The following is a 20,057-nucleotide window of genomic DNA, read 5'->3' as shown; positions in this document are numbered from 1 at the left end:
TCCCTGCGAGGAGGCGCTACATGGGCGCAACCAACCGGTTAGCCTGCTATTCCGACCCTGCTGACCATTATTCTCACCGAGTACGCCTCGTGCTCGCCGAGAAGGGCGTCAGCGTGCAGATCATCGACGTCGACCCTGCGCGTCTGCCAGCCAGGCTGGCAGAGGTGAACCCTTACGGCAGCGTGCCGACCTTGGTCGATCGCGACCTGGCGTTGTATGAGTCGACCGTGGTGATGGAATACCTCGAGGAGCGTTACCCGCATCCGCCACTGATGCCGGTGTATCCGGTGGCGCGTGGCAACAGCCGTCTGCTGATGCACCGTATTCAGCGTGACTGGTGCGCGCTGGCTGATATCATTCTCGATCCGCGCAGCGCTGGGGCCGCCCGTACCGAGGCCCGCAAGGCCCTGCGCGAGAGCCTGACCGGTGTATCGCCGCTGTTCGGCGAGTTCGCTTGCTTCATGAGCGAGGAGCAAAGCCTGGTCGACTGTTGTCTATTGCCCATACTCTGGCGCTTGCCGGTAATGGGTATCGAATTGCCGCGGCAGGCCAAGCCGCTGCTGGATTACATGGAGCGGCAGTTCGCCCGTGAGCCCTTCATGGCGAGCCTGTCCTCCGTTGAACGTGAAATGCGCAAGCTTTAAGGAGCCGTTGATGAACTCCAGTCGCCCCTACCTGGTTCGAGCACTGTACGAGTGGATCGTCGACAACGATTGCACCCCCCATATGCTGGTCAATGCCGAGTTTCCGGCGGTCCAGGTGCCGCAAGGTTTCGCCAGTGATGGCCAGATCGTTTTGAACATCTCGCCGAGTGCCGTGCGCAACCTGCACATGGATAACGACGCTGTGAGCTTCGAGGGACGCTTCAGTGGTGTTGCCCATTCGTTATTCGTGCCGGCGGGTGCCATTCTGGGTATCTATGCCCGTGAAAATGGCCAAGGCATGGTCTTTGAGCTGGAGCCGCCGCTGACGGACGGTGATGAGCTGGAAGACGAAGGTGTCGAGCCAGATGATGATGGCCCGCCGGAAGGGGGTGGCCAGCCACCGCGGCCAAGCGGGCGCCCAAGCCTCAAAGTGGTCAAGTAAAAAAAAGGCGATCCGGATGGATCGCCTTTTTTTTGATGCTGAGCTGCGCTTACAGGTCGCTGATGGTGCGGACCTGGTCCCGGTTGATGCGGGTGCGCTTGCCGTCGAGCTGCTGGAACTCGTAGAAGCCCGAGTCCTTGTCGAAGTGCGGGGCGTCTACGGCCTGGATTTCGCGGCCGTCGTTGAGGGTGATCAGGCTTGGGGTGGAGCAGCCGGCCAGGGTGGCGAAGGTTCCGAACAGCAGGGCGGGCAGCAGAAGCTTTTTCATGCGGTGTTTCCTGGAAATTGAACAGGTGGGGCAGGCTGCCGCCGATGCCGGTCAGTTACTGGCAACGGCGGCAACCGGATCAGTCGATGTACTCGAACAGCTTGACGATCTTCTGCACGCCAGACACACCCTGAACCACGGCAGTGGCAGAGTTGGCCTCTTGCTGGGTTACCAGGCCCAGCAGATAGACGATGCCGTTCTCGGTGATCACCTTGATGCGCGAGCTTGGCACGGCATTGTCGGCGAGCATCTGGGTCTTGATCTTGGTGGTCAGCCAGGCATCGTTGTTGCGCGCCAGGATGGAGGAGGGCTGCATCACCTGCAGCTCGTTATGCACCTTCTTCACCCGCTGTACCTGGCTGGCAGTCTGTTCGGCCAGGCTCTTGAGGTCGGCGCGCGGGGTTTGCCCGGCGAGCAGGACGATACCGTTGTAGCTGCTGACGACGATGTGCGAGCTCTTGTCCAGGTCAGGGCTGGCCTTGGCGATGTTGACCGAGGCTTTGGTTTCGATCAGCGAGTCGTCGATCTTGCTGCCGATGGTACGCGTGCCACGATCATCCTCGATCGGCGAATTGCGGGTCGAGGTCAGTACCGAGCTGCAGCCGGTGACGCTCAGGCACAGGGTCAGGGCCATCAGGCCGAGGCGTATGGGGGTCATTCTTCACTCCCGAACAGTTGGCTGTCGATCAGATCGCACAGGCAGTGGATCGCCAGCAGGTGGACTTCCTGGATACGTGCAGTGACCGTCGACGGTACGCGGATTTCCACGTCTTCGGGCAGCAGCAGCGAAGCCATGCCGCCGCCGTCACGTCCGGTCAATGCTACGACAATCATTTCGCGATCATGTGCGGCCTGGATCGCTTGAATCACGTTGGCAGAGTTGCCGCTGGTCGAAATCGCCAGCAGCACGTCGCCTGGTTGGCCCAGGGCGCGGATCTGCTTGGAGAAGACTTCGTTGTAGCTGTAGTCGTTGGCGATCGAGGTCAGTGTCGAGCTGTCGGTGGTCAGGGCGATGGCCGGCAGGCTCGGGCGCTCACGCTCGAAGCGGTTGAGCAACTCCGAAGAGAAGTGCTGGGCGTCGCCGGCCGAGCCGCCATTGCCGCAGGCGAGCATCTTGCCCTCGTTGAGCAGCGCATTGACCATGACCAGGCTGGCCTGCTCGATGTGCGGTGCCAGGATGTCCATTGCCTGTTGCTTGGTGTCGATGCTGGCCTGGAACAGCCGGCGAATTCGGGATTGCATGTCCATCTGGTGACCTTAAGTGGGGCGGTGGCCTTTGCTACGCGCAACAAGGACCAGCCCGCGAAACATAGAGCAAAAAAATCGGAGTGGGTTCAGCATTCGAAGGCGTTTTTCAGCCATTGAAGCGGCCGGCCTGCATGGCGACTGCCCTGCAGGGCGACAACGTCGAAGCGGCAGGGGTGATTGGCCCAGCGGGACTCCTTCTGCAGGAACAGAGTGGCGGCAAGCACCAGTCGTTTCTGCTTGCGCCCGTCAATGCTGCCGAGGGCGCCACCGAAGTCCGCGTGCAACCGGTAGCGGACTTCGACGAATACTACTGTATCGGCGTCGAGCATGACCAGATCAAGCTCGCCGCCTTTGCATCGCCAATTGCGTGTCAGCAGTTGCAGGCCTTGCCCTTGAAGGTACTCAAGGGCTTGGGTTTCTGCCGCCTGGCCGGCGCTGCTCGGCGATGCTTCGGGCATCAGTGCGAGGTATCTGGCAGGCGCTTGACCTGGCCGCCGGAGAACTCGGCCCATGGCAGCTGACGTTCGACGCGTTGGCTGGCATTGATGCTCAGGCTGCCGGACAGGCCTTGCACGCGGTTGTCTGGCAGTGCCTTGAGTTGGCCCAGGCGTGGCGCCAGGCTGTAGGCGTCGACGCCCATGGCGTACAGGCGGCCGAGGCTGCCTGCGGCTTGCGGCCACTGCTGCACGACCTGCTGGCGCAGGCTGTTGCTGGTGTCGAGCAGCCACGGGGTTTCGCAGAAGCGAATGCCGTTCATGTCGTTGTACTGGTTGACGTCACCGCTGGCGCTGTACAGGTTCGAGGTGGCGTAGACCGGTACGTCACCGGCGTACTGGAAGTTCAGGGTCGGCTTGATCTGCTGCGCCTGCTGCGGGGTCGAGGCGAGGAAGATGAAATCGATGTCCTGGCGGCGCGACGGTTGTGCCGCGATGCTGCCGCCTACGGTGCTCTGCAGACTCTGGGCGCGTCCTTCGCTCTGGCGCAGCTGGAACAGGCTGGCGATCTGCTGGGCCAGTGCGACCGGCTGGGCGATGCGCTCGGCGGCGATGATGGTGCCACCATTGCCTTCCCAGTCCTGACGGAAGGCAGCCAGCACGCGGTCACCCCATTCACCGCTCGGTACCAGGGCCACGGCGCGGACCATACCGTCAGCGCGGGCACGGCGTGCCACTTCGCGGGCTTCGTCCTCGGCGGCGAGGCCGAACTGGAACAGCTGCGGTGGCGCTTTCTGGCCAGCGTCGGCGTAGTTCAGGGCGAGGGTGGTGATGGGCAGCTGGGTGTTGCCAGCGAGCTGCTTGACCAGCGGTTTTTCAAGCGGGCCGACCACCAGTTGTACGCCATCGGCCTGGGCCTGGCGATAGAAGGCGTCGAGCGAGCCGATGCGCGAACTGTCGTAGACCTGGACGGCGGGCGCTTGTCCGCCTGCCTGCTGGGCCTGGAAGTGGGCGGCCATGAAGCCGTCACGCAGGGCGCGGGCAACGCCGGCCAGCGGGCCTTCCTGGGGCAGCAGCAGGGCGATTTTGGTCAGCGGCTGACTGGCCAGTTCCTTGAGCTTGGTCAGGGCCAGTGGCAGCTGCTTGGCGGCTGGGTGATCAGGGTGCTGTTTGCGCCAGGCCTCGATGGCAGCCTGCTGCTGCTCCAGGGTGCCGGCGCTCTTCACCGCCAGCGCCAGGCTGGTCCAGCCGGCCAGGATTTCGTTGTTGGCGGGCTGTTGCAGCTGCTCGGCTGGCAGCGAGGCGACCAGGGCCCAGATCGCGTCATTGTTGGCGCTGGCAGCCTGACCGCTGAGCAGCGGGCTCAGCAGCACGCGTTGCTGGGCGGCGGCCATGGCCTGGCCGTCGGCCTCGAAGGCGGCGGCGTGGACGCTGTAGGTGCGGACCTGCTGTTGCTCCGGCAGCTCCGCGAGGTGTTGCAGGCTCGGGTGGGACAGCGCGGTCAGCGCGGCCTTGGGCTGGTTGCGGCTCATGGCCAGTTCGGCGCCGAGGGTGGCGGCGAAGATCTGCTGGGCCGGCTTGAGCGTGTCCATCGGCACCTGCTCGAGGATGCGTGCGGCGCGTGGGAAGTCCTTCTGCTTGTAAGCCAGGTCGGCTGCGCTAAGGCGCAGCAGGGCAGCGTCTTCGGCGGACTTGCTGGTGGCGGCCTTCTCGAGCAGTTGCTCGATGCTGGCATCCGGGGTGCGTGGCAGTTCGCCCAGGCTGGATGAGGGCGAGCTGGCGCAGGCTGCCAGCAGGGCAGCGAGGCAGAGGGCTGTGAGCAGCCGCAGGCAAGCGATCATGTAAAGGTCCTGTTACTCGATCAAGTTGGCCGGCAATTGTACCCAAGCGGCGGCCGGGGCGCGATCTGCCGTTAGCAGAACCTTCACTATAGGCGGCTCGCCGATGGCCGCTGATGAAGTTCTTTGCGCCCTGTTACCGGCGCTCGGGCTACAATAGCGCCTTTGATCCGAAAGGCAGGATGTGTGCAGTGACTGATGTGGCCGGGGCTTCGAAATCCACCATGGGGACGCTTTATGTGGTCGCGACCCCCATCGGCAACCTTGATGACATGAGCGCCAGGGCGCTCAAGGTGCTGGCCGATGTCGCCCTGATCGCCGCCGAGGATACCCGGCATTCGATCCGCCTGCTGCAGCACTTCGGCATCGATACGCCGCTGGCGGCCTGCCATGAGCACAACGAGCGTGACGAGGGCGGGCGCTTCATCACCAAGTTGCTGGCTGGTGAGGACGTGGCGTTGGTATCCGATGCCGGTACGCCGCTGATTTCCGACCCGGGTTACCACCTGGTGCGTCAGGCCCGGGCCGCAGGCGTCAGCGTGGTGCCAGTGCCAGGTGCCTGCGCATTGATTGCCGCGCTTTCGGCAGCCGGCCTGCCTTCCGACCGTTTCATCTTCGAAGGCTTCCTGCCAGCCAAGGCCGCCGGGCGTCGGGCGCGCCTGGAGCAGGTCAAGGAAGAGCCACGCACGCTGATCTTCTACGAGGCACCGCACCGGATCCTGGAGTGCCTCGAAGACATGGAGCTGGTGTTCGGTGCCGAGCGCCCGGCGCTGCTGGCGCGCGAGCTGACCAAGACTTTCGAGACCCTGAAGGGGCTGCCGCTGAGTGAGTTGCGCGCGTTCGTCGCCGGCGACAGCAATCAGCAGCGGGGCGAGTGCGTGGTGCTGGTCGGAGGTTGGAGTGCACCTGAAGGCGAGGATGCGATCAGCGCCGAGGCACAGCGAGTGCTGGACCTGTTGCTGGCAGAGTTGCCACTGAAAAGGGCGGCGGCATTGGCGGCGGAAATCACCGGCGTGCGCAAGAACCTGCTGTATCAGGTGGCGCTGGAAAAACAGAAAACGCAGTAGTGGCAATTAGACATAACTGACGGTATCGCTTGTTCTTGCGCGCGCGTGCCGTTAACCTTGTCGGCGGAGAGTCGATCGGACAGTCGCTGCCATCTTTTGTTCCGCAAAAGATGGGGGAGGAAAGTCCGGGCTCCATAGGGCAGAGTGCCAGGTAACGCCTGGGAGGCGCGAGCCTACGGAAAGTGCCACAGAAAATAACCGCCTAAGCACTTCGGTGCCGGTAAGGGTGAAAAGGTGCGGTAAGAGCGCACCGCACGGCTGGCAACAGTTCGTGGCTAGGTAAACCCCACTCGGAGCAAGACCAAATAGGGTTCCATCAGGCGTGGCCCGCGTCGGAACCGGGTAGGTTGCTAGAGGCGTCCAGTGATGGCCGTCGTAGAGGAATGACTGTCCTCGACAAAACCCGGCTTACAGATCGACTCTCCACCTTTTCCTTTCCTGCTTGAATCGATAGCAGATCCCTCGTGGTAATACCAAAAAGATCTTACTCTTAATAATTCACTTTAACTTCGAACGGCATTCGTTTGAGTCGGTTTGATTTTTCTCGTGTTTTTCCCCGCCTGGTAGTCCTTCCGCATTCCTTTGTTGTGCTAAATCTCGGTCCTGTAAGGGTTTTCCTTATGAACGTGCCTTGACGGTGCAGCGGGCGGATTCCTATAGTGTGCGCAAGTGGCAGAAAGTGGGATGAAGTGGGTTTTCTGGCACAAAAAAGCTAACATTGTGGGGAATCGCAGCCGTGTTCCGCGGAGCCAACGCCGTCAGCCTCGATGCCAAGGGCCGTCTCGCCATGCCGAGCCGGTACCGTGACGAGCTCGATTCGCGTTGCAATGGTCAGCTGATCGTGACCATCGACGCCGTTGACCCCTGCTTGTGTGTTTATCCCCTCGATGAGTGGGAACAGATTGAAGCCAAGTTGCGTGCCTTGCCGTCGTTGCGTGAGGAAAACCGCCGCCTGCAGCGCTTGCTGATCGGTAATGCGGTTGACCTGGAGCTCGATGGCAGTGGGCGTTTCCTGGTGCCGCCCCGCCTGCGTGAGTACGCCAAGCTGGACAAGAAGGCGATGCTGGTGGGGCAACTGAACAAATTCCAGCTGTGGGATGAGGATGCCTGGAACGCGGTTTCGGCAGCCGACCTTGCAGCTATCCAACAACCGGGCGCCATGCCCGACGATTTGCGTGACCTGATCCTGTGACCATAGATAGCGGCTTCAACCACATCACCGTCCTCCTCGACGAAGCTGTCGAGGCATTGGCCTTGCGCGCCGACGGTTGCTATCTGGACGGCACCTTCGGGCGTGGCGGCCATAGCCGCCTGATCCTCAGCAAGCTCGGGCCGCAAGGGCGGCTGCTGGGCTTCGACAAAGATCCTCAAGCGATTGCCACCGGGCAAGCGCTGGCGGCCGAAGACGGCCGCTTTGTCATTGTGCAGCGCAGCTTTGCCGAGCTTGGTGCGGAAGTGGCCGCGCGCGGTCTGGACGGCAAGGTCAGCGGCATCCTGCTTGACCTGGGCGTGTCCTCGCCGCAGCTGGATGACCCTGAGCGCGGCTTCAGCTTCCTCAACGATGGCCCGCTGGACATGCGCATGAATCCGGATCAGGGCATCAGCGCTGCCGAGTTCATCGCCACCGCGCCCGTCGAAGAAATTGCCCGTGTCTTCAAGGAATACGGCGAAGAGCGCTTTGCCGGGCGCATGGCCCGTGCCGTGGTCGAGCGCCGCGAGAAGCAGCCGTTCACCCGCACCGCCGACCTGGCTGAAGTGCTCAAGGTTGCCAACCCGGCCTGGGAAAAGGGCAAGAACCCGGCGACCCGTGCCTTCCAGGGGCTGCGCATCCACGTCAACAACGAGCTGGGTGACCTCGAGGCTGGCCTTGAGGCTGCGCTCGACGCCCTGGAAGTGGGCGGTCGCCTGGCGGTCATCAGCTTCCACTCGCTGGAAGACCGCATCGTCAAGCTGTTCATGCGCAAGCTGGTCAAGGGCGAGGCCGACAACCTGCCACGCAACCTGCCGGTACAGCACAAGGTCTTCGAGCCGAAGATCAAGCTGATCGGCAAGGCCCAGTTTGCCTCCGAAGCCGAACTCAAGGCCAACCCGCGGTCGCGCAGCGCCGTGATGCGGGTGGCGGAGAAACTTCGGTGAGCCGGCTGTTCGCCAAACCTCTGCCAGGCGGAAGCTTCCTGATGCTTCTGCTGTTTGTCGGTGTGCTCGTGTCGGCCATCGCCGTGTCTTACAGCGCCCACTGGAATCGCCAGTTGCTCAACACCCTGTACGGCGAGTTGAACGAGCGTGACAAGGCCCAGGCCGAGTGGGGCCGGCTGATTCTCGAGCAAAGCACCTGGACCGCCTCCAGCCGTATCGAGAGCCTGGCCTCCGAACAGTTGAAGATGCGCGTGCCTGCGGCTGACGAAGTACGGATGGTGGCGCCATGATGAAGCTCGAAGGCGCACTCTACCCCTGGCGCTTCCGGGTAGTGATCGGCTTGCTCGCGCTGATGGTCGGTGCCATCTGCTGGCGCATCATCGACCTGCAGGTGGTCGACCGTGACTTCCTCAAGGGCCAGGGCGATGCCCGCAGCCTGCGTCACATTCCCATTCCTGCGCACCGTGGCCTGATCACCGACCGCAACGGCGAGCCGCTGGCGGTCAGTACCCCGGTCACCACCTTGTGGGCAAACCCCAAGGAAATGCAGGTCGCCAAGGATCGCTGGCCGCAGTTGGCCGCAGCCCTTGGGCAGAACGCCCAGCAACTGACCGAGCGCCTGACCCAGCAGGCCAACAAAGAGTTCATTTACCTGGTTCGCGGCCTGACTCCCGAGCAGGGCCAGCACGTGCTCGACCTGAAAGTACCGGGCGTGTATGGCCTGGAAGAATTCCGCCGCTTCTATCCGGCCGGCGACGTGACCGCGCACATGGTCGGCTTCACCGACCTCGATGACCACGGCCGCGAAGGTGTGGAGCTGGCCTACGATGAATGGCTGGCGGGCGTGCCCGGCAAGCGGCAAGTGATCAAGGATCGGCGCGGCCGGCTGATCAAGGACATCCAGGTCACCAAGAACGCCAAGGCCGGCAAGACCTTGGCGTTGTCCATCGACCTGCGCCTGCAATACCTGGCCACCCGCGAACTGCGTAACGCCATCGCCGAACAGGACGCCAAGGCCGGCAGCCTGGTGATCATGGACGTCAAGACCGGTGAGGTCCTGGCCATGGTCAACCAGCCGACCTACAACCCTAACAACCGTCGCAGCATGTTCCCGGCCGCCATGCGAAACCGGGCGATCATCGACGTGTTCGAGCCGGGCTCGACGGTCAAACCGATCTCGATGAGTGCGGCGCTGCAGAGCGGTCGCTGGAAGCCGACCGACAAGGTCGAGGTATATCCAGGCAGCCTGCAGATCGGTCGCTACACCATCAAGGACGTGTCCAAGAGCGAGGGCCCGATCCTCGACCTGACCGGCATCCTGATCAACTCTTCCAACGTCGGCATGAGCAAGATTGCCTTCGATATCGGCGGTGAAGCCATCTACCGGGTCATGTCCCAGGTCGGCCTGGGCCAGTACACCGGCCTCGGCTTCCCAGGCGAGCGCGTCGGCAACCTGCCTAACCACCGCGAGTGGCGCAAGGCTGAAACCGCGACCCTGTCCTACGGCTACGGTGTGTCGGTGACCGCCCTGCAGCTGGTGCACGCCTACGCGGCGCTGGCCAACGACGGCAAGATGGTGCCGCTGTCGATCCTCAAGGTCGACAAGGCGCCGGAAGCCGTGCAGGCCATTCCGAAGGAAACCGCCGAAACCGTCCAGGGCATGCTGCAGCAAGTGATCGAAGCGCCGCGCGGCGTGTTCCGTGCCCAGGTGCCGTTCTATCACGTGGCTGGTAAATCCGGTACCGCACGTAAGGCCACCGTCGGCTCCAAGGGTTACACCGAAAACGCCTACCGCTCGCTGTTCGCCGGCTTCGGCCCGATGAGCGACCCGCGCTACGCCATCGTCGTGGTCATCGACGAACCGGGCAAGGGTGGCTACTTCGGCGGCCTGGTGTCGGCCCCCGTATTCAGCAAGGTCATGTCGGGCACCCTGCGCCTGATGAACGTGCCGCCAGACAACCTGCCGCCGCCAAGCGATCCGCAGCAGGCCAGTGCAGCACCCGCCAAGGGAGGGCGTGGATGATGACGATGCCATTGAGCAAGCTTTTCGCCCACGCCAGCCGTGATCCGCTGATCCGTGAACTGACCCTGGACAGCCGCCAGGTGCGTCAGGGCGACCTGTTCCTGGCCGTGCCAGGCGCCAAGGTTGATGGTCGTGAGCATATTGCCGATGCACTGTCGCGCGGCGCTGCGGCCGTGGCCTATGAAGAGCAGGGCGCCAACGTGCTGCCGCTCACCGATGTGCCGCTGATCCCGGTGAAGGGCCTGATCGGCCAGCTGTCGCAGATTGCCGGGCGCTTCTACGGCGAGCCGAGCCGCCAGCTGAACCTGGTGGGCGTCACCGGCACCAATGGCAAGACCAGCGTCACCCAGTTGGTGGCCCAGGCGCTCGATGCGCTGGGCCAGCGCTGCGGCCTGATCGGCACCCTGGGCACCGGCTTCCATGGCGAGCTGCAGAGCGGTCGCCTGACCACGCCTGATCCGATCGCCGTGCAGTCGACCCTGAACGACCTCAAGAAAGGCGGCGCCAAGGCCGTGGCCATGGAGGTTTCCTCCCATGCGCTGGAGCAGGGCCGGGTCGCTGCGCTGGAATTCGACATCGCGGTCATGACCAACCTGTCCCGCGACCATCTGGATTACCACGGCAGCATGGAGGCCTACGAGGCCGCCAAGGCCAGGCTTTTCGCCTGGCCGAGCCTGCGTTGCCAGGTGGTCAACCTGGATGATGACTTCGGTCGTCGCCTGGCTGACGATTTTGCCCGCCGCCCGAGTGTCGATCATATCGAGACCCGGCTGCTCAGCTACAGCCTGGAAAACCCGGACGCTTCGCTGTTCTGCCGCGAAGCGCATTTCGATGATGATGGCGTGCGCGCCACGCTGGTCACCGCCCAGGGTGAACGCACTCTGCGCAGCCAGCTGCTGGGCCGCTTCAACCTGAGCAATATGCTCGCGGCCGTGGCCACGTTGCTGGCGCTGGACTACTCGTTGGAGGAGATCCTCAAGGTCGTCCCTGACCTGCAAGGGCCGGTCGGTCGCATGCAGCGCCTGGGTGGCGGTGACAAGCCGCTGGTGGTGGTCGATTACGCCCACACCCCCGACGCCCTGGAAAAAGTCCTCGAAGCCCTGCGTCCGCATGCTCACGGCAAGCTGCTGTGCCTGTTCGGCTGCGGTGGCGACCGTGATCGCGGCAAGCGCCCGCTGATGGCCGAAGTGGCCGAGCGCCTGGCGGACCGCGTGCTGGTCACCGACGACAACCCGCGTACTGAAGACCCGCTGCGCATCTTCGACGATATTCGCCCCGGATTCACCAAGCCTGCCGACGTCGAGTTCGTCGCTGGTCGTGGCGAAGCCATCGCGCACCTGATCGCCACCGCTGCGGCCGATGACGTCATCGTCCTGGCCGGCAAGGGGCACGAGGATTACCAGGAGATCCATGGCGAGCGCCATGCCTTCTCCGACCTGATCGAAGCCGACAAGGCACTTGCAGCCTGGGAGGCTCCGCATGCTTAAGCCCATGACCCTCAGCCAGCTGACCGGCGCCTTGAATGCGCGCCTGGTCAACGCCGACGCCAGTTTCACCGGTGTCAGCATCGACAGCCGCAGCGTCGCTGCCGGTCAGCTGTTCGTGGCCCTGACCGGGCCGCGCTTCGATGGCCATGACTACCTCGCCGACGTGCAGGCCAAAGGTGCCGTCGCGGCGCTGGTCGAGCGTGAAATCGCCGATGTCGATCTGCCGCAACTGCTGGTCGCCGACTGCCGCGTCGCGCTAGGCCAGCTCGGTGCGCTGAACCGCGCGGCCTTCGACAAACCAGTCGTCGCCATCACCGGTTCCAGCGGCAAGACCACGGTCAAGGAGATGCTTGCCAGCATCCTGCGCACCCGTGGCCTGGTGCACGCCACCCGCGGCAACCTGAACAACGACCTCGGCGCTCCGCTGACCCTGCTGGAGATCGCTCCGGAGCACAGCGCTGCGGTGATCGAGCTGGGCGCTTCGCGCATCGGCGAGATCCGCTACACCGTCGGCCTGACCCAGCCGCAGGTGGTGATCATCAACAACGCCGGCACCGCCCACGTGGGTGAGTTCGGTGGTCCCGAGAAGATTGTCGAAGCCAAGGGCGAGATACTCGAAGGCCTGGGCGAGGGCGGCACCGCCATCCTCAACCTGGCCGACAAGGCGTTCGACATCTGGCGAAAGCGCGCAGGCAACCACCGCATCTTCAGCTTTGCCCTGGACGACCCGCGGGCCGACTTCCATGCCAGCGACATTGGCCGTGATGCCCGTGGCTGCCCATTGTTCACCCTGCACGGCCCTGATGGCAGTGTGCCGGTGCAGCTGAACCTGCTTGGCACCCACAACGTCAGCAACGCCCTGGCGGCTGCCGCCGCTGCCCATGCCGTTGGTCTGAGCCTGAGTGGCATCGCCGCCGGCCTCAACGCCGTGCAACCGGTCAAGGGCCGCACCGTGGCGCAGATCGCCCCGAACGGTGTGCGGGTCATCGACGACAGCTACAACGCAAATCCCACCTCCATGTGTGCGGCCATTGATATACTCGCCGGCTTTTCCGGGCGCACCGTTCTGGTGCTGGGGGATATTGGCGAACTGGGCCAGTGGGCGGAAGAAGGCCACCGGCAGGTGGGTGACTACGCACGCGGCAAGGTTGACGCCGTGTATGCAACGGGTTCCAACATGATTCATGCGGTCAAGGCGTTCGGCGCCAATGGCCGTCATTTCGCTACTCAAGCTGAGCTGATCGACGCCGTACGCGCCGAAACTGCCGGCGACACCACTATCTTGATCAAGGGCTCGCGCAGCGCTGCGATGGAAAACGTCGTGGCTGCTTTGTGCGGTGCCAGCGGGGAGAAACATTAATGCTGCTGCTGTTGGCCGAGTATCTGCAACAGTTCCACAAGGGCTTCGCGGTCTTCCAGTACCTGTCCCTGCGCGGGATTCTTGGCGTACTGACCGCGTTGTCGCTGGCGCTGTGGCTGGGGCCGTGGATGATCCGTACCCTGCAGATTCGCCAGATCGGTCAGGCCGTGCGTAACGACGGCCCGCAATCGCACCTGTCCAAGTCCGGCACCCCGACCATGGGTGGCGCACTGATTCTGTCTGCCATCGGCGTCAGCACCTTGCTGTGGGCCGACCTGTCCAATCGCTATGTCTGGACCGTGCTGATCGTCACCCTGCTGTTTGGTGCCATTGGCTGGGTCGACGACTACCGCAAGGTGATCGAAAAGAACTCGCGTGGCCTGCCGAGCCGCTGGAAGTACTTCTGGCAATCGGTGTTCGGTCTGGGCGCGGCCGTGTTCCTGTACATGACCGCCCCGACCAGCGTCGAAACTACCTTGATCGTGCCGTTCCTCAAGGACGTCACCATCCCGCTGGGTATCGGCTTCGTCGTGCTGACCTATTTCGTCATCGTCGGTTCGAGCAACGCGGTCAACCTCACCGACGGCCTCGATGGCCTGGCGATCATGCCTACCGTGATGGTCGGCGGTGCTCTGGGCATCTTCTGCTACCTGTCGGGTAACGTGAAGTTTGCTGAGTACCTGCTGATCCCTTACGTGCCGGGCTCGGGCGAGCTGATCGTGTTCTGCGGCGCGCTGATCGGTGCCGGCCTGGGCTTCCTGTGGTTCAACACCTATCCGGCCCAGGTGTTCATGGGCGACGTCGGTGCACTGGCGCTGGGTGCCGCGCTGGGCACCATCGCCGTGATCGTGCGCCAGGAAATCGTGCTGTTCATCATGGGCGGCATCTTCGTGATGGAAACCCTGTCGGTGGTGATCCAGGTCGCCTCGTTCAAGCTCACCGGCAAGCGTGTGTTCCGCATGGCGCCGATTCACCACCACTTTGAACTCAAGGGCTGGCCTGAGCCACGCGTGATCGTCCGTTTCTGGATCATCACCGTGATTCTGGTGCTGATCGGCCTGGCAACCCTGAAACTGAGGTAGAAAAGCGTGTCATTGATCGCTTCCGACCAATTCCGCATCGTTGTCGGCCTCGGCAAGAGCGGCATGTCCCTGGTTCGCTTCCTGGCGAGCCGGGGCATTGCCTTTGCGGTCGCCGACACCCGCGAGCAACCGCCGGAACTGGAAACCCTGCGCCGTGATTACCCGCAGGTGGAAGTGCGCTGTGGTGAGCTGGACGTGGACTTCCTGTGCCGCGCCAACGAGTTGTACGTGAGCCCGGGCCTGGCCCTGGCCACGCCGGCCCTGCAGCAGGCTGCAGCGCGTGGCGTGCAGCTGTCCGGTGACATCGAACTGTTCGCCCGCCATGCCAAGGCGCCGATCATCGCGATCAGCGGCTCCAACGCGAAAAGCACTGTCACCACCCTGGTCGGCGAGATGGCCGCCAAGGCCGGCAAGCGCGTGGCCGTGGGCGGCAACCTGGGCACCCCGGCGCTGGACCTGCTGAGCGACGACGTCGAGTTGTATGTGCTGGAGCTGTCGAGTTTCCAGCTGGAAACCACCGACCAGCTCAACGCCGAAGTGGCCACCGTGCTGAACATCAGCGAAGACCACATGGACCGCTACAGCGGCCTGCCGGCCTACCACCTGGCCAAGCACCGGATCTTCCGCGGTGCCCGCCAGGTCGTGGTCAACCGCCAGGATGCCCTGAGCCGGCCACTGCCGGTGGAAGGCCGCCCGTGCTTCTCCTTCGGCCTCAACCAGCCGGACTTCAAGGCCTTCGGCCTGCGTGAAGTCGACGGCGAGAAATACCTGGCGTATGAATTCCAGACGCTGATGCCGGTGCGTGAGCTGAAGATTCGCGGCGCCCACAACCAGAGCAACGCCCTGGCGGCCCTGGCCCTCGGCCACGCTGCCGGCCTGCCGTTCGCGCCGATGCTCGAAGCGCTGCGTGAGTTCAAGGGCCTGGCTCACCGCTGCCAGTGGATCCGTGAGCGCAACGCCGTCAACTGGTACGACGATTCCAAGGCCACCAACGTCGGGGCTGCCCTGGCGGCGATCGAAGGCCTGGGTGCGGACATCGACGGCAAGCTGGTGCTGATCGCCGGTGGCGACGGCAAGGGCGCCGATTTCGCCGCCTTGCGCGAGCCGGTCAAGCGCTTCTGCCGCGCCGTGGTGCTGCTTGGCCGTGATGCCGAGCGCCTGGCCGATGCCTTGGGTGACGGCGTGCCGCTGGTACGGGTCAAGACCCTGGACGAGGCCGTGCAACAGTGTGCCGAGCTGGCCCAGCCAGGCGACGCCGTGCTGCTGTCGCCGGCCTGCGCCAGCCTCGACATGTTCAAGAACTTCGAAGAACGCGGGCGCCTGTTCGCCCAGGCGGCGGGAGGGCTGGCATGATCTTCGGCATCCTCAAGCCCTATCCGTCGCCGCTGATCAGTGGCCGTGGCATCGACCTCGACTTCGCCATGCTGGCCGGCTGCCTGGCACTGCTGGGCCTGGGCCTGGTGATGATCACCTCGGCGTCGTCGGAAGTTGCCGCGGTGCAGTCCGGCAATCCGCTGTACCACATGTTCCGCCACCTGGTGTACGTGTTCCTCGGCCTGGTTGCCTGTGGCGCGACCATGATGGTGCCGATCGCCACCTGGCAGCGCATGGGCTTCATGATGCTGATCGGTGCCTTCGGCCTGCTGGTGCTGGTGCTGGTGCCGGGGATCGGCCGCGAAGTGAACGGTTCGATGCGCTGGATCGGCTTCAGCTTCTTCAACGTGCAGCCATCGGAGATCGCCAAGGTCTTCGTGGTCATCTACCTGGCCGGCTACCTGGTGCGCCGGCAGACCGAGGTGCGTGAAACCTGGATGGGCTTCTTCAAGCCCTTCATCGTCCTGCTGCCAATGGCGGCTCTGCTGCTGATGGAGCCAGACTTCGGCGCCACCGTGGTGATGATGGGGGCCGCCGCCGCGATGCTGTTCCTCGGTGGAGTGGGGCTGTTCCGCTTCAGCCTGATGGTGGTGCTGGCGGTGGCTGCCGTGTTCATCCTGGTGCAGGCGCAGCCGTACCGGATGGCGCGTCTGATCACCTTCACCGACCCCTGGTCCGACCAGTTCGGCTCCGGCTACCAGCTGACCCAGGCGCTGATCGCCTTCGGCCGCGGCGAGTGGCTGGGTGTCGGCCTGGGCAACAGCGTGCAGAAGCAGTTCTACCTGCCTGAAGCGCACACCGACTTCGTGTTCTCGGTACTGGCCGAAGAGCTTGGCGTGGTGGGCTCGCTGGTGACCATCGCGCTGTTCGTCTTCGTCACCATTCGTGCCCTGTACATCGGCCTGTGGGCAGAGAAGGCCAAGCAGTTCTTTGCCGCCTACATGGCGTTCGGCCTGGCGTTCCTGTGGATCGGCCAGTTCCTGATCAACATCGGCGTGAACGTCGGCCTGCTGCCGACCAAGGGCCTGACCTTGCCGTTCCTCAGTTACGGCGGTTCATCGCTGGTGATCTGCTGTGCCTGCGTGGGTTTGCTGTTGCGCATCGAATGGGAGAGTCGCACGCACCTGGGCAGCGAGGAGCACGAATTCAAGGAGAGCGATTTTGCCGAGGAGACCAGTCATGGCCGCTGACGGCAAGAACGTACTGATCATGGCGGGCGGCACCGGGGGCCATGTGTTCCCGGCCCTGGCCTGCGCCCGTGAGTTCCAGGCCCGCGGTTATACCGTGCACTGGCTGGGCACGCCGCGTGGCATCGAGAACGAACTGGTGCCGCAAGCCGGCCTGCCACTGCACCTGATCCAGGTCAGTGGCCTGCGTGGCAAGAGCAAGCTGTCGCTGCTCAAGGCGCCCTTCACCCTGGTCAAGGCGGTGCTCCAGGCACGCCGTATCGTGCGTCAGCTCAAGCCTGTGTGCGTAGTTGGCTTCGGCGGCTATGTGACCGGCCCGGGCGGCGTTGCCGCACGGCTGTGCGGTGTGCCGCTGGTGATCCACGAGCAGAACGCCCGTGCCGGCACCACCAACCGCCTGTTGCTGCCGCTGGCGGCGCGTGTCTGCGAAGCCTTCCCGGCAACCTTCGACGCCAGCGACAAGCTGCGCACCACTGGCAACCCGGTGCGTCCGGAGCTGTTCATGGACGCCCTTCGCGCGCCCCTGGCCGAGCGCCGCGCGCGCTTGCTGGTGATGGGTGGCAGCCTGGGTGCGGAACCATTGAACAAATTGTTGCCTAAGGCCCTGTCCGAAGTGCCGGCGAACCTGCGGCCAGAGGTGTTCCACCAGGCAGGCAAGCACCATGCGCCGGCCACTGCCGAGCGTTACCGCGAGGCAGGTGTCGAGGCCCAGGTCGAACCGTTCATCAAGGACATGGCCCATGCCTATGGCTGGGCCGATATCGTGGTCTGCCGGGCCGGCGCCCTGACCGTCAGCGAACTCGCGGCGGCGGGCCTGCCTTCGATGCTGGTGCCCTTGCCCCACGCGATCGACGACCACCAGACCCACAATGCCCAATATCTGGCCCGGGAAGGCGCTGCCTTCCTCATGCCACAAGCGACAACTGGCGCGGCGCAACTCGCTGAACGCCTGAACGAGGTGCTGATGCAACCCGAGAAACTCAACACCATGGCTGGCACCGCACGGCGCCTGGCCAAACCTGCTGCAACCAGCACCGTGGTCGATATCTGCCTGGAGGTGGCCCATGGTTGAAAGCCAGAAAGCCATGCCCCAGCCGAAGATGGGCCGTATCAACCGTATCCACTTCGTCGGTATCGGCGGCGTGGGCATGTGCGGTATCGCTGAAGTGCTGCTGAACCTGGGCTACCAGGTGTCCGGTTCCGACCTCAAGGCGTCGCCGGTTACCGAGCGCCTGGAGTCGTTCGGCGCCGAGATCTTCGTCGGCCACCGCGCCGAGAACGCCGCCAATGCCGATGTGCTGGTGGTGTCCAGTGCCATCAACCCGGCCAACCCGGAAGTCGCCACCGCCCTGGAGCGTCGCATTCCCGTGGTGCCGCGTGCCGAAATGCTTGCCGAGCTGATGCGCTATCGCCATGGCGTGGCGGTTGCCGGTACCCACGGCAAGACCACCACCACCAGCCTGCTGGCGTCGGTATTCGCCGCCGGCGGCCTGGACCCGACTTTCGTCATCGGTGGTCGCCTGACCGCTGCCGGCACCAACGCACAGCTGGGCACCAGCCGCTACCTGATTGCCGAAGCTGACGAAAGCGATGCCAGCTTCCTGCACCTGCAGCCGATGGTTGCCGTGGTCACCAACATCGACGCCGACCACATGGCGACCTACGAAGGTGACTTCAACAAGCTGAAGAAGACCTTCGTCGAGTTTCTGCACAACCTGCCGTTCTACGGCCTGGCCGTGATGTGCCTGGACGACCCTGTCGTGCGCGAGATCCTGCCACAGGTCAAGCGCCCGACCGTCACCTATGGCTTCAGCGAAGAGGCCGACATCCGCGCCATCAACGTGCGCCAGCAGGGCATGCAGACCCACTTCACCGTGCTGCGCCGTGACTGCGAGCCGCTCGAGGTGTCGGTGAACATGCCCGGCAACCACAACGTGCTCAACGCCTTGGCCACCATTGCCATTGCCACTGACGAAGGCATCAGCGATGAAGCCATCGTCCAGGGTCTGTCCGGCTTCCAGGGCGTTGGCCGCCGCTTCCAGGTCTACGGCGAACTGCCGGTCGACGGCGGCAGCGTGATGCTGGTCGACGACTATGGTCACCACCCGACCGAAGTGGCTGCAGTGATCAAGGCCGTGCGCGGCGGCTGGCCAAGCCGCCGCCTGGTGATCGTCTACCAGCCGCACCGCTACAGCCGTACCCGCGACCTGTACGACGATTTCGTCCAGGTGCTGGGCGATGCCAACGTGCTGCTGTTGATGGAGGTCTACCCGGCCGGCGAAGAGCCGATCCCCGGTGCCGACAGCCGCCAGCTGTGCCACAGCATCCGCCAGCGCGGCAAGCTGGACCCGATCTACATCGAACGTGGCGCCGAGCTGGCGCCGCTGGTCAAGCCGCTGCTGCGCGCCGGCGACATCCTGATCTGCCAGGGTGCCGGTGATGTCGGTGGCCTGGCCCCGCAACTGATGAAAAGCCCGCTGTTCGCAGGCGCCAAGCAGGAGAAGTCGAAATGACCAGCGCCTACGAACAACTGCGCTCGACCCAGGACGTGAAAGACTTCGGCCGCGTGGCCGTGCTGTACGGCGGCAAGAGCGCCGAGCGTGAAGTGTCGCTGAAGTCCGGTGCGGCAGTGATCGACGCGCTGACCACTGCCGGTGTCGACGTGGTCGGCATCGACGTCGGTGACGACCTGCTGGCGCGCCTGCAGCACGAGAGGATCGACCGCGCCTTCATCATCCTCCACGGCCGTGGCGGTGAAGACGGCAGCATGCAGGGCCTGCTCGAGTGCCTGGGCATCCCCTACACCGGTAGTGGCATCCTCGCTTCGGCACTGGCCATGGACAAGCTGCGCACCAAGCAGGTGTGGCAGAGCCTGGGTATTCCGACCCCGCGTCACGCGGTGCTGGCCAGCGAGCACGATTGTGTTGCTGCCGGCACGGAACTGGGCTTCCCGTTGATCGTCAAACCGGCCCATGAAGGTTCCAGCATCGGCATGGCCAAGGTGAACAGCGTGGAAGAGCTGGTCGCTGCCTGGAAGGATGCCGCCCATTACGATTCGCAAGTCCTGGTCGAGCAATGGATTCACGGCCCGGAGTTCACCATCGCCGTTCTGCGTGGCCAAGTGCTGCCGCCGATCGCCCTGGGCACTCCGCACGTGTTTTACGACTACGACGCCAAGTACATCGCCAATGACACCCAGTACCGCATCCCGTGCGGCCTGGACAGTGCCAAGGAGCAGGAACTGATCGACCTGACCGCGCGCGCCTGCGATGCCATCGGCATAGAAGGCTGGGGCCGGCTGGACGTGATGCAGGACGAGCAGGGCCGGTTCTGGCTGCTCGAAGTCAACACCGCACCCGGCATGACCGATCATAGCTTGGTGCCCATGGCGGCCCGCGCGGCCGGCCTGGACTTCCAGCAACTGGTGCTGGCGATCCTGGCTGAAAGCGTGGCGACGCGAGGTTAAC

The 20,057-nt window shown here is 64.1% G+C and carries 20 protein-coding genes and 1 other RNA gene; 16 read left to right on the top strand and 5 right to left on the bottom strand.

What is annotated here, in order from left to right; genetic code table 11:
• The first annotated feature begins 20 nt into the window (after positions 1–20).
• Together ACIPZ8_RS09990 and ACIPZ8_RS09985 are read left to right on the top strand one after the other, a co-directional pair.
• Positions 21–644 (top strand): glutathione S-transferase N-terminal domain-containing protein, encoded by a 624-nt coding sequence (locus tag ACIPZ8_RS09990; RefSeq protein ID WP_400722122.1) that lies wholly within the window; start codon positions 21–23, stop codon positions 642–644.
• 10 nt (positions 645–654) lie between these two features.
• A complete protein-coding gene (locus tag ACIPZ8_RS09985; protein WP_400722119.1) occupies positions 655–1,086 on the top strand; it encodes a ClpXP protease specificity-enhancing factor in 432 nt (143 codons plus the stop codon).
• A gap of 49 nt (positions 1,087–1,135) precedes the next feature.
• Here the strand turns inward: ACIPZ8_RS09985 and ACIPZ8_RS09980 are convergent, their stop codons facing one another.
• The 5 genes from ACIPZ8_RS09980 to ACIPZ8_RS09960 form a co-directional block, all read right to left on the bottom strand.
• A complete protein-coding gene (locus ACIPZ8_RS09980; RefSeq protein ID WP_103449214.1) occupies positions 1,136–1,354 on the bottom strand; it encodes a YgdI/YgdR family lipoprotein in 219 nt (72 codons plus the stop codon).
• 79 nt (positions 1,355–1,433) lie between these two features.
• Positions 1,434–2,012, bottom strand: a complete 579-nt coding sequence (locus ACIPZ8_RS09975) for a BON domain-containing protein (RefSeq protein ID WP_400722116.1) — start codon at positions 2,010–2,012, stop codon at positions 1,434–1,436.
• Positions 2,009–2,602, bottom strand: a complete 594-nt coding sequence (locus ACIPZ8_RS09970) for a phosphoheptose isomerase (protein ID WP_012274070.1) — start codon at positions 2,600–2,602, stop codon at positions 2,009–2,011. Before ACIPZ8_RS09970 ends, ACIPZ8_RS09975 begins: the two co-directional genes overlap by 4 nt.
• An 86-nt stretch (positions 2,603–2,688) precedes the next feature.
• On the bottom strand, positions 2,689–3,060 hold the full coding sequence (locus ACIPZ8_RS09965; protein ID WP_400722113.1) for a YraN family protein: 372 nt from the start codon (positions 3,058–3,060) through the stop codon (positions 2,689–2,691).
• The gene (locus tag ACIPZ8_RS09960; protein ID WP_400722111.1) at positions 3,060–4,877 is read right to left on the bottom strand and encodes a penicillin-binding protein activator; all 1,818 of its coding nucleotides are present in this window, start codon (positions 4,875–4,877) and stop codon (positions 3,060–3,062) included. The genes ACIPZ8_RS09965 and ACIPZ8_RS09960 overlap by 1 nt, the downstream gene beginning before the upstream one ends.
• Positions 4,878–5,098: 221 nt before the next feature.
• On the opposite strand from ACIPZ8_RS09960, the gene rsmI reads away from it, so the two are divergent.
• The 14 genes from rsmI to ACIPZ8_RS09890 all read left to right on the top strand — a co-directional run bounded on the left by rsmI (position 5,099) and on the right by ACIPZ8_RS09890 (position 20,056).
• A complete protein-coding gene (gene rsmI / locus ACIPZ8_RS09955; RefSeq protein WP_400722469.1) occupies positions 5,099–5,941 on the top strand; it encodes a 16S rRNA (cytidine(1402)-2'-O)-methyltransferase in 843 nt (280 codons plus the stop codon).
• 67 nt (positions 5,942–6,008) lie between these two features.
• An RNA gene (gene rnpB / locus ACIPZ8_RS09950) (RNase P RNA component class A) lies at positions 6,009–6,368 on the top strand.
• A 309-nt stretch (positions 6,369–6,677) separates the two neighbouring features.
• Positions 6,678–7,133 carry a division/cell wall cluster transcriptional repressor MraZ gene (mraZ, locus tag ACIPZ8_RS09945; RefSeq protein WP_011535546.1) on the top strand — a complete coding sequence of 152 codons (456 nt, stop codon included), beginning with the start codon at positions 6,678–6,680 and terminating at the stop codon, positions 7,131–7,133.
• Entirely contained in the window at positions 7,130–8,077 is a 948-nt protein-coding gene (rsmH, locus tag ACIPZ8_RS09940) for a 16S rRNA (cytosine(1402)-N(4))-methyltransferase RsmH (protein WP_400722109.1), read from the top strand. The genes mraZ and rsmH overlap by 4 nt, the downstream gene beginning before the upstream one ends.
• A complete protein-coding gene (gene ftsL, locus ACIPZ8_RS09935; RefSeq protein WP_261941472.1) occupies positions 8,074–8,367 on the top strand; it encodes a cell division protein FtsL in 294 nt (97 codons plus the stop codon). Before rsmH ends, ftsL begins: the two co-directional genes overlap by 4 nt.
• Positions 8,367–10,100 (top strand): peptidoglycan D,D-transpeptidase FtsI family protein, encoded by a 1,734-nt coding sequence (locus tag ACIPZ8_RS09930; RefSeq protein ID WP_400722467.1) that lies wholly within the window; start codon positions 8,367–8,369, stop codon positions 10,098–10,100. The genes ftsL and ACIPZ8_RS09930 overlap by 1 nt, the downstream gene beginning before the upstream one ends.
• On the top strand, positions 10,097–11,587 hold the full coding sequence (locus tag ACIPZ8_RS09925; RefSeq protein ID WP_400722106.1) for a UDP-N-acetylmuramoyl-L-alanyl-D-glutamate--2,6-diaminopimelate ligase: 1,491 nt from the start codon (positions 10,097–10,099) through the stop codon (positions 11,585–11,587). Before ACIPZ8_RS09930 ends, ACIPZ8_RS09925 begins: the two co-directional genes overlap by 4 nt.
• Positions 11,580–12,947, top strand: coding sequence for a UDP-N-acetylmuramoyl-tripeptide--D-alanyl-D-alanine ligase (gene murF, locus ACIPZ8_RS09920; protein WP_400722103.1), 1,368 nt, complete (start codon positions 11,580–11,582; stop codon positions 12,945–12,947). Before ACIPZ8_RS09925 ends, murF begins: the two co-directional genes overlap by 8 nt.
• The gene (gene mraY, locus ACIPZ8_RS09915; protein ID WP_079226637.1) at positions 12,947–14,029 is read left to right on the top strand and encodes a phospho-N-acetylmuramoyl-pentapeptide-transferase; all 1,083 of its coding nucleotides are present in this window, start codon (positions 12,947–12,949) and stop codon (positions 14,027–14,029) included. Before murF ends, mraY begins: the two co-directional genes overlap by 1 nt.
• A 6-nt stretch (positions 14,030–14,035) precedes the next feature.
• Entirely contained in the window at positions 14,036–15,382 is a 1,347-nt protein-coding gene (gene murD / locus ACIPZ8_RS09910; RefSeq protein ID WP_400722101.1) for a UDP-N-acetylmuramoyl-L-alanine--D-glutamate ligase, read from the top strand.
• Entirely contained in the window at positions 15,379–16,593 is a 1,215-nt protein-coding gene (ftsW, locus tag ACIPZ8_RS09905) for a putative lipid II flippase FtsW (RefSeq protein WP_085675080.1), read from the top strand. Before murD ends, ftsW begins: the two co-directional genes overlap by 4 nt.
• Positions 16,583–17,662, top strand: coding sequence for an undecaprenyldiphospho-muramoylpentapeptide beta-N-acetylglucosaminyltransferase (murG, locus tag ACIPZ8_RS09900; protein ID WP_400722098.1), 1,080 nt, complete (start codon positions 16,583–16,585; stop codon positions 17,660–17,662). The genes ftsW and murG overlap by 11 nt, the downstream gene beginning before the upstream one ends.
• Positions 17,655–19,103 (top strand): UDP-N-acetylmuramate--L-alanine ligase, encoded by a 1,449-nt coding sequence (murC, locus tag ACIPZ8_RS09895; protein ID WP_110635803.1) that lies wholly within the window; start codon positions 17,655–17,657, stop codon positions 19,101–19,103. The genes murG and murC overlap by 8 nt, the downstream gene beginning before the upstream one ends.
• Positions 19,100–20,056, top strand: a complete 957-nt coding sequence (locus ACIPZ8_RS09890; protein WP_400722095.1) for a D-alanine--D-alanine ligase — start codon at positions 19,100–19,102, stop codon at positions 20,054–20,056. The genes murC and ACIPZ8_RS09890 overlap by 4 nt, the downstream gene beginning before the upstream one ends.
• Position 20,057: the final 1 nt, after the last annotated feature.

It is taken from the genome of Pseudomonas sp. NPDC089422 (genome assembly GCF_044749405.1).
Lineage (GTDB): Bacteria > Pseudomonadota > Gammaproteobacteria > Pseudomonadales > Pseudomonadaceae > Aquipseudomonas.
Note: the sequence above shows the minus strand (reverse complement) of the source record. Positions and strands in the feature narration are given on the sequence as shown.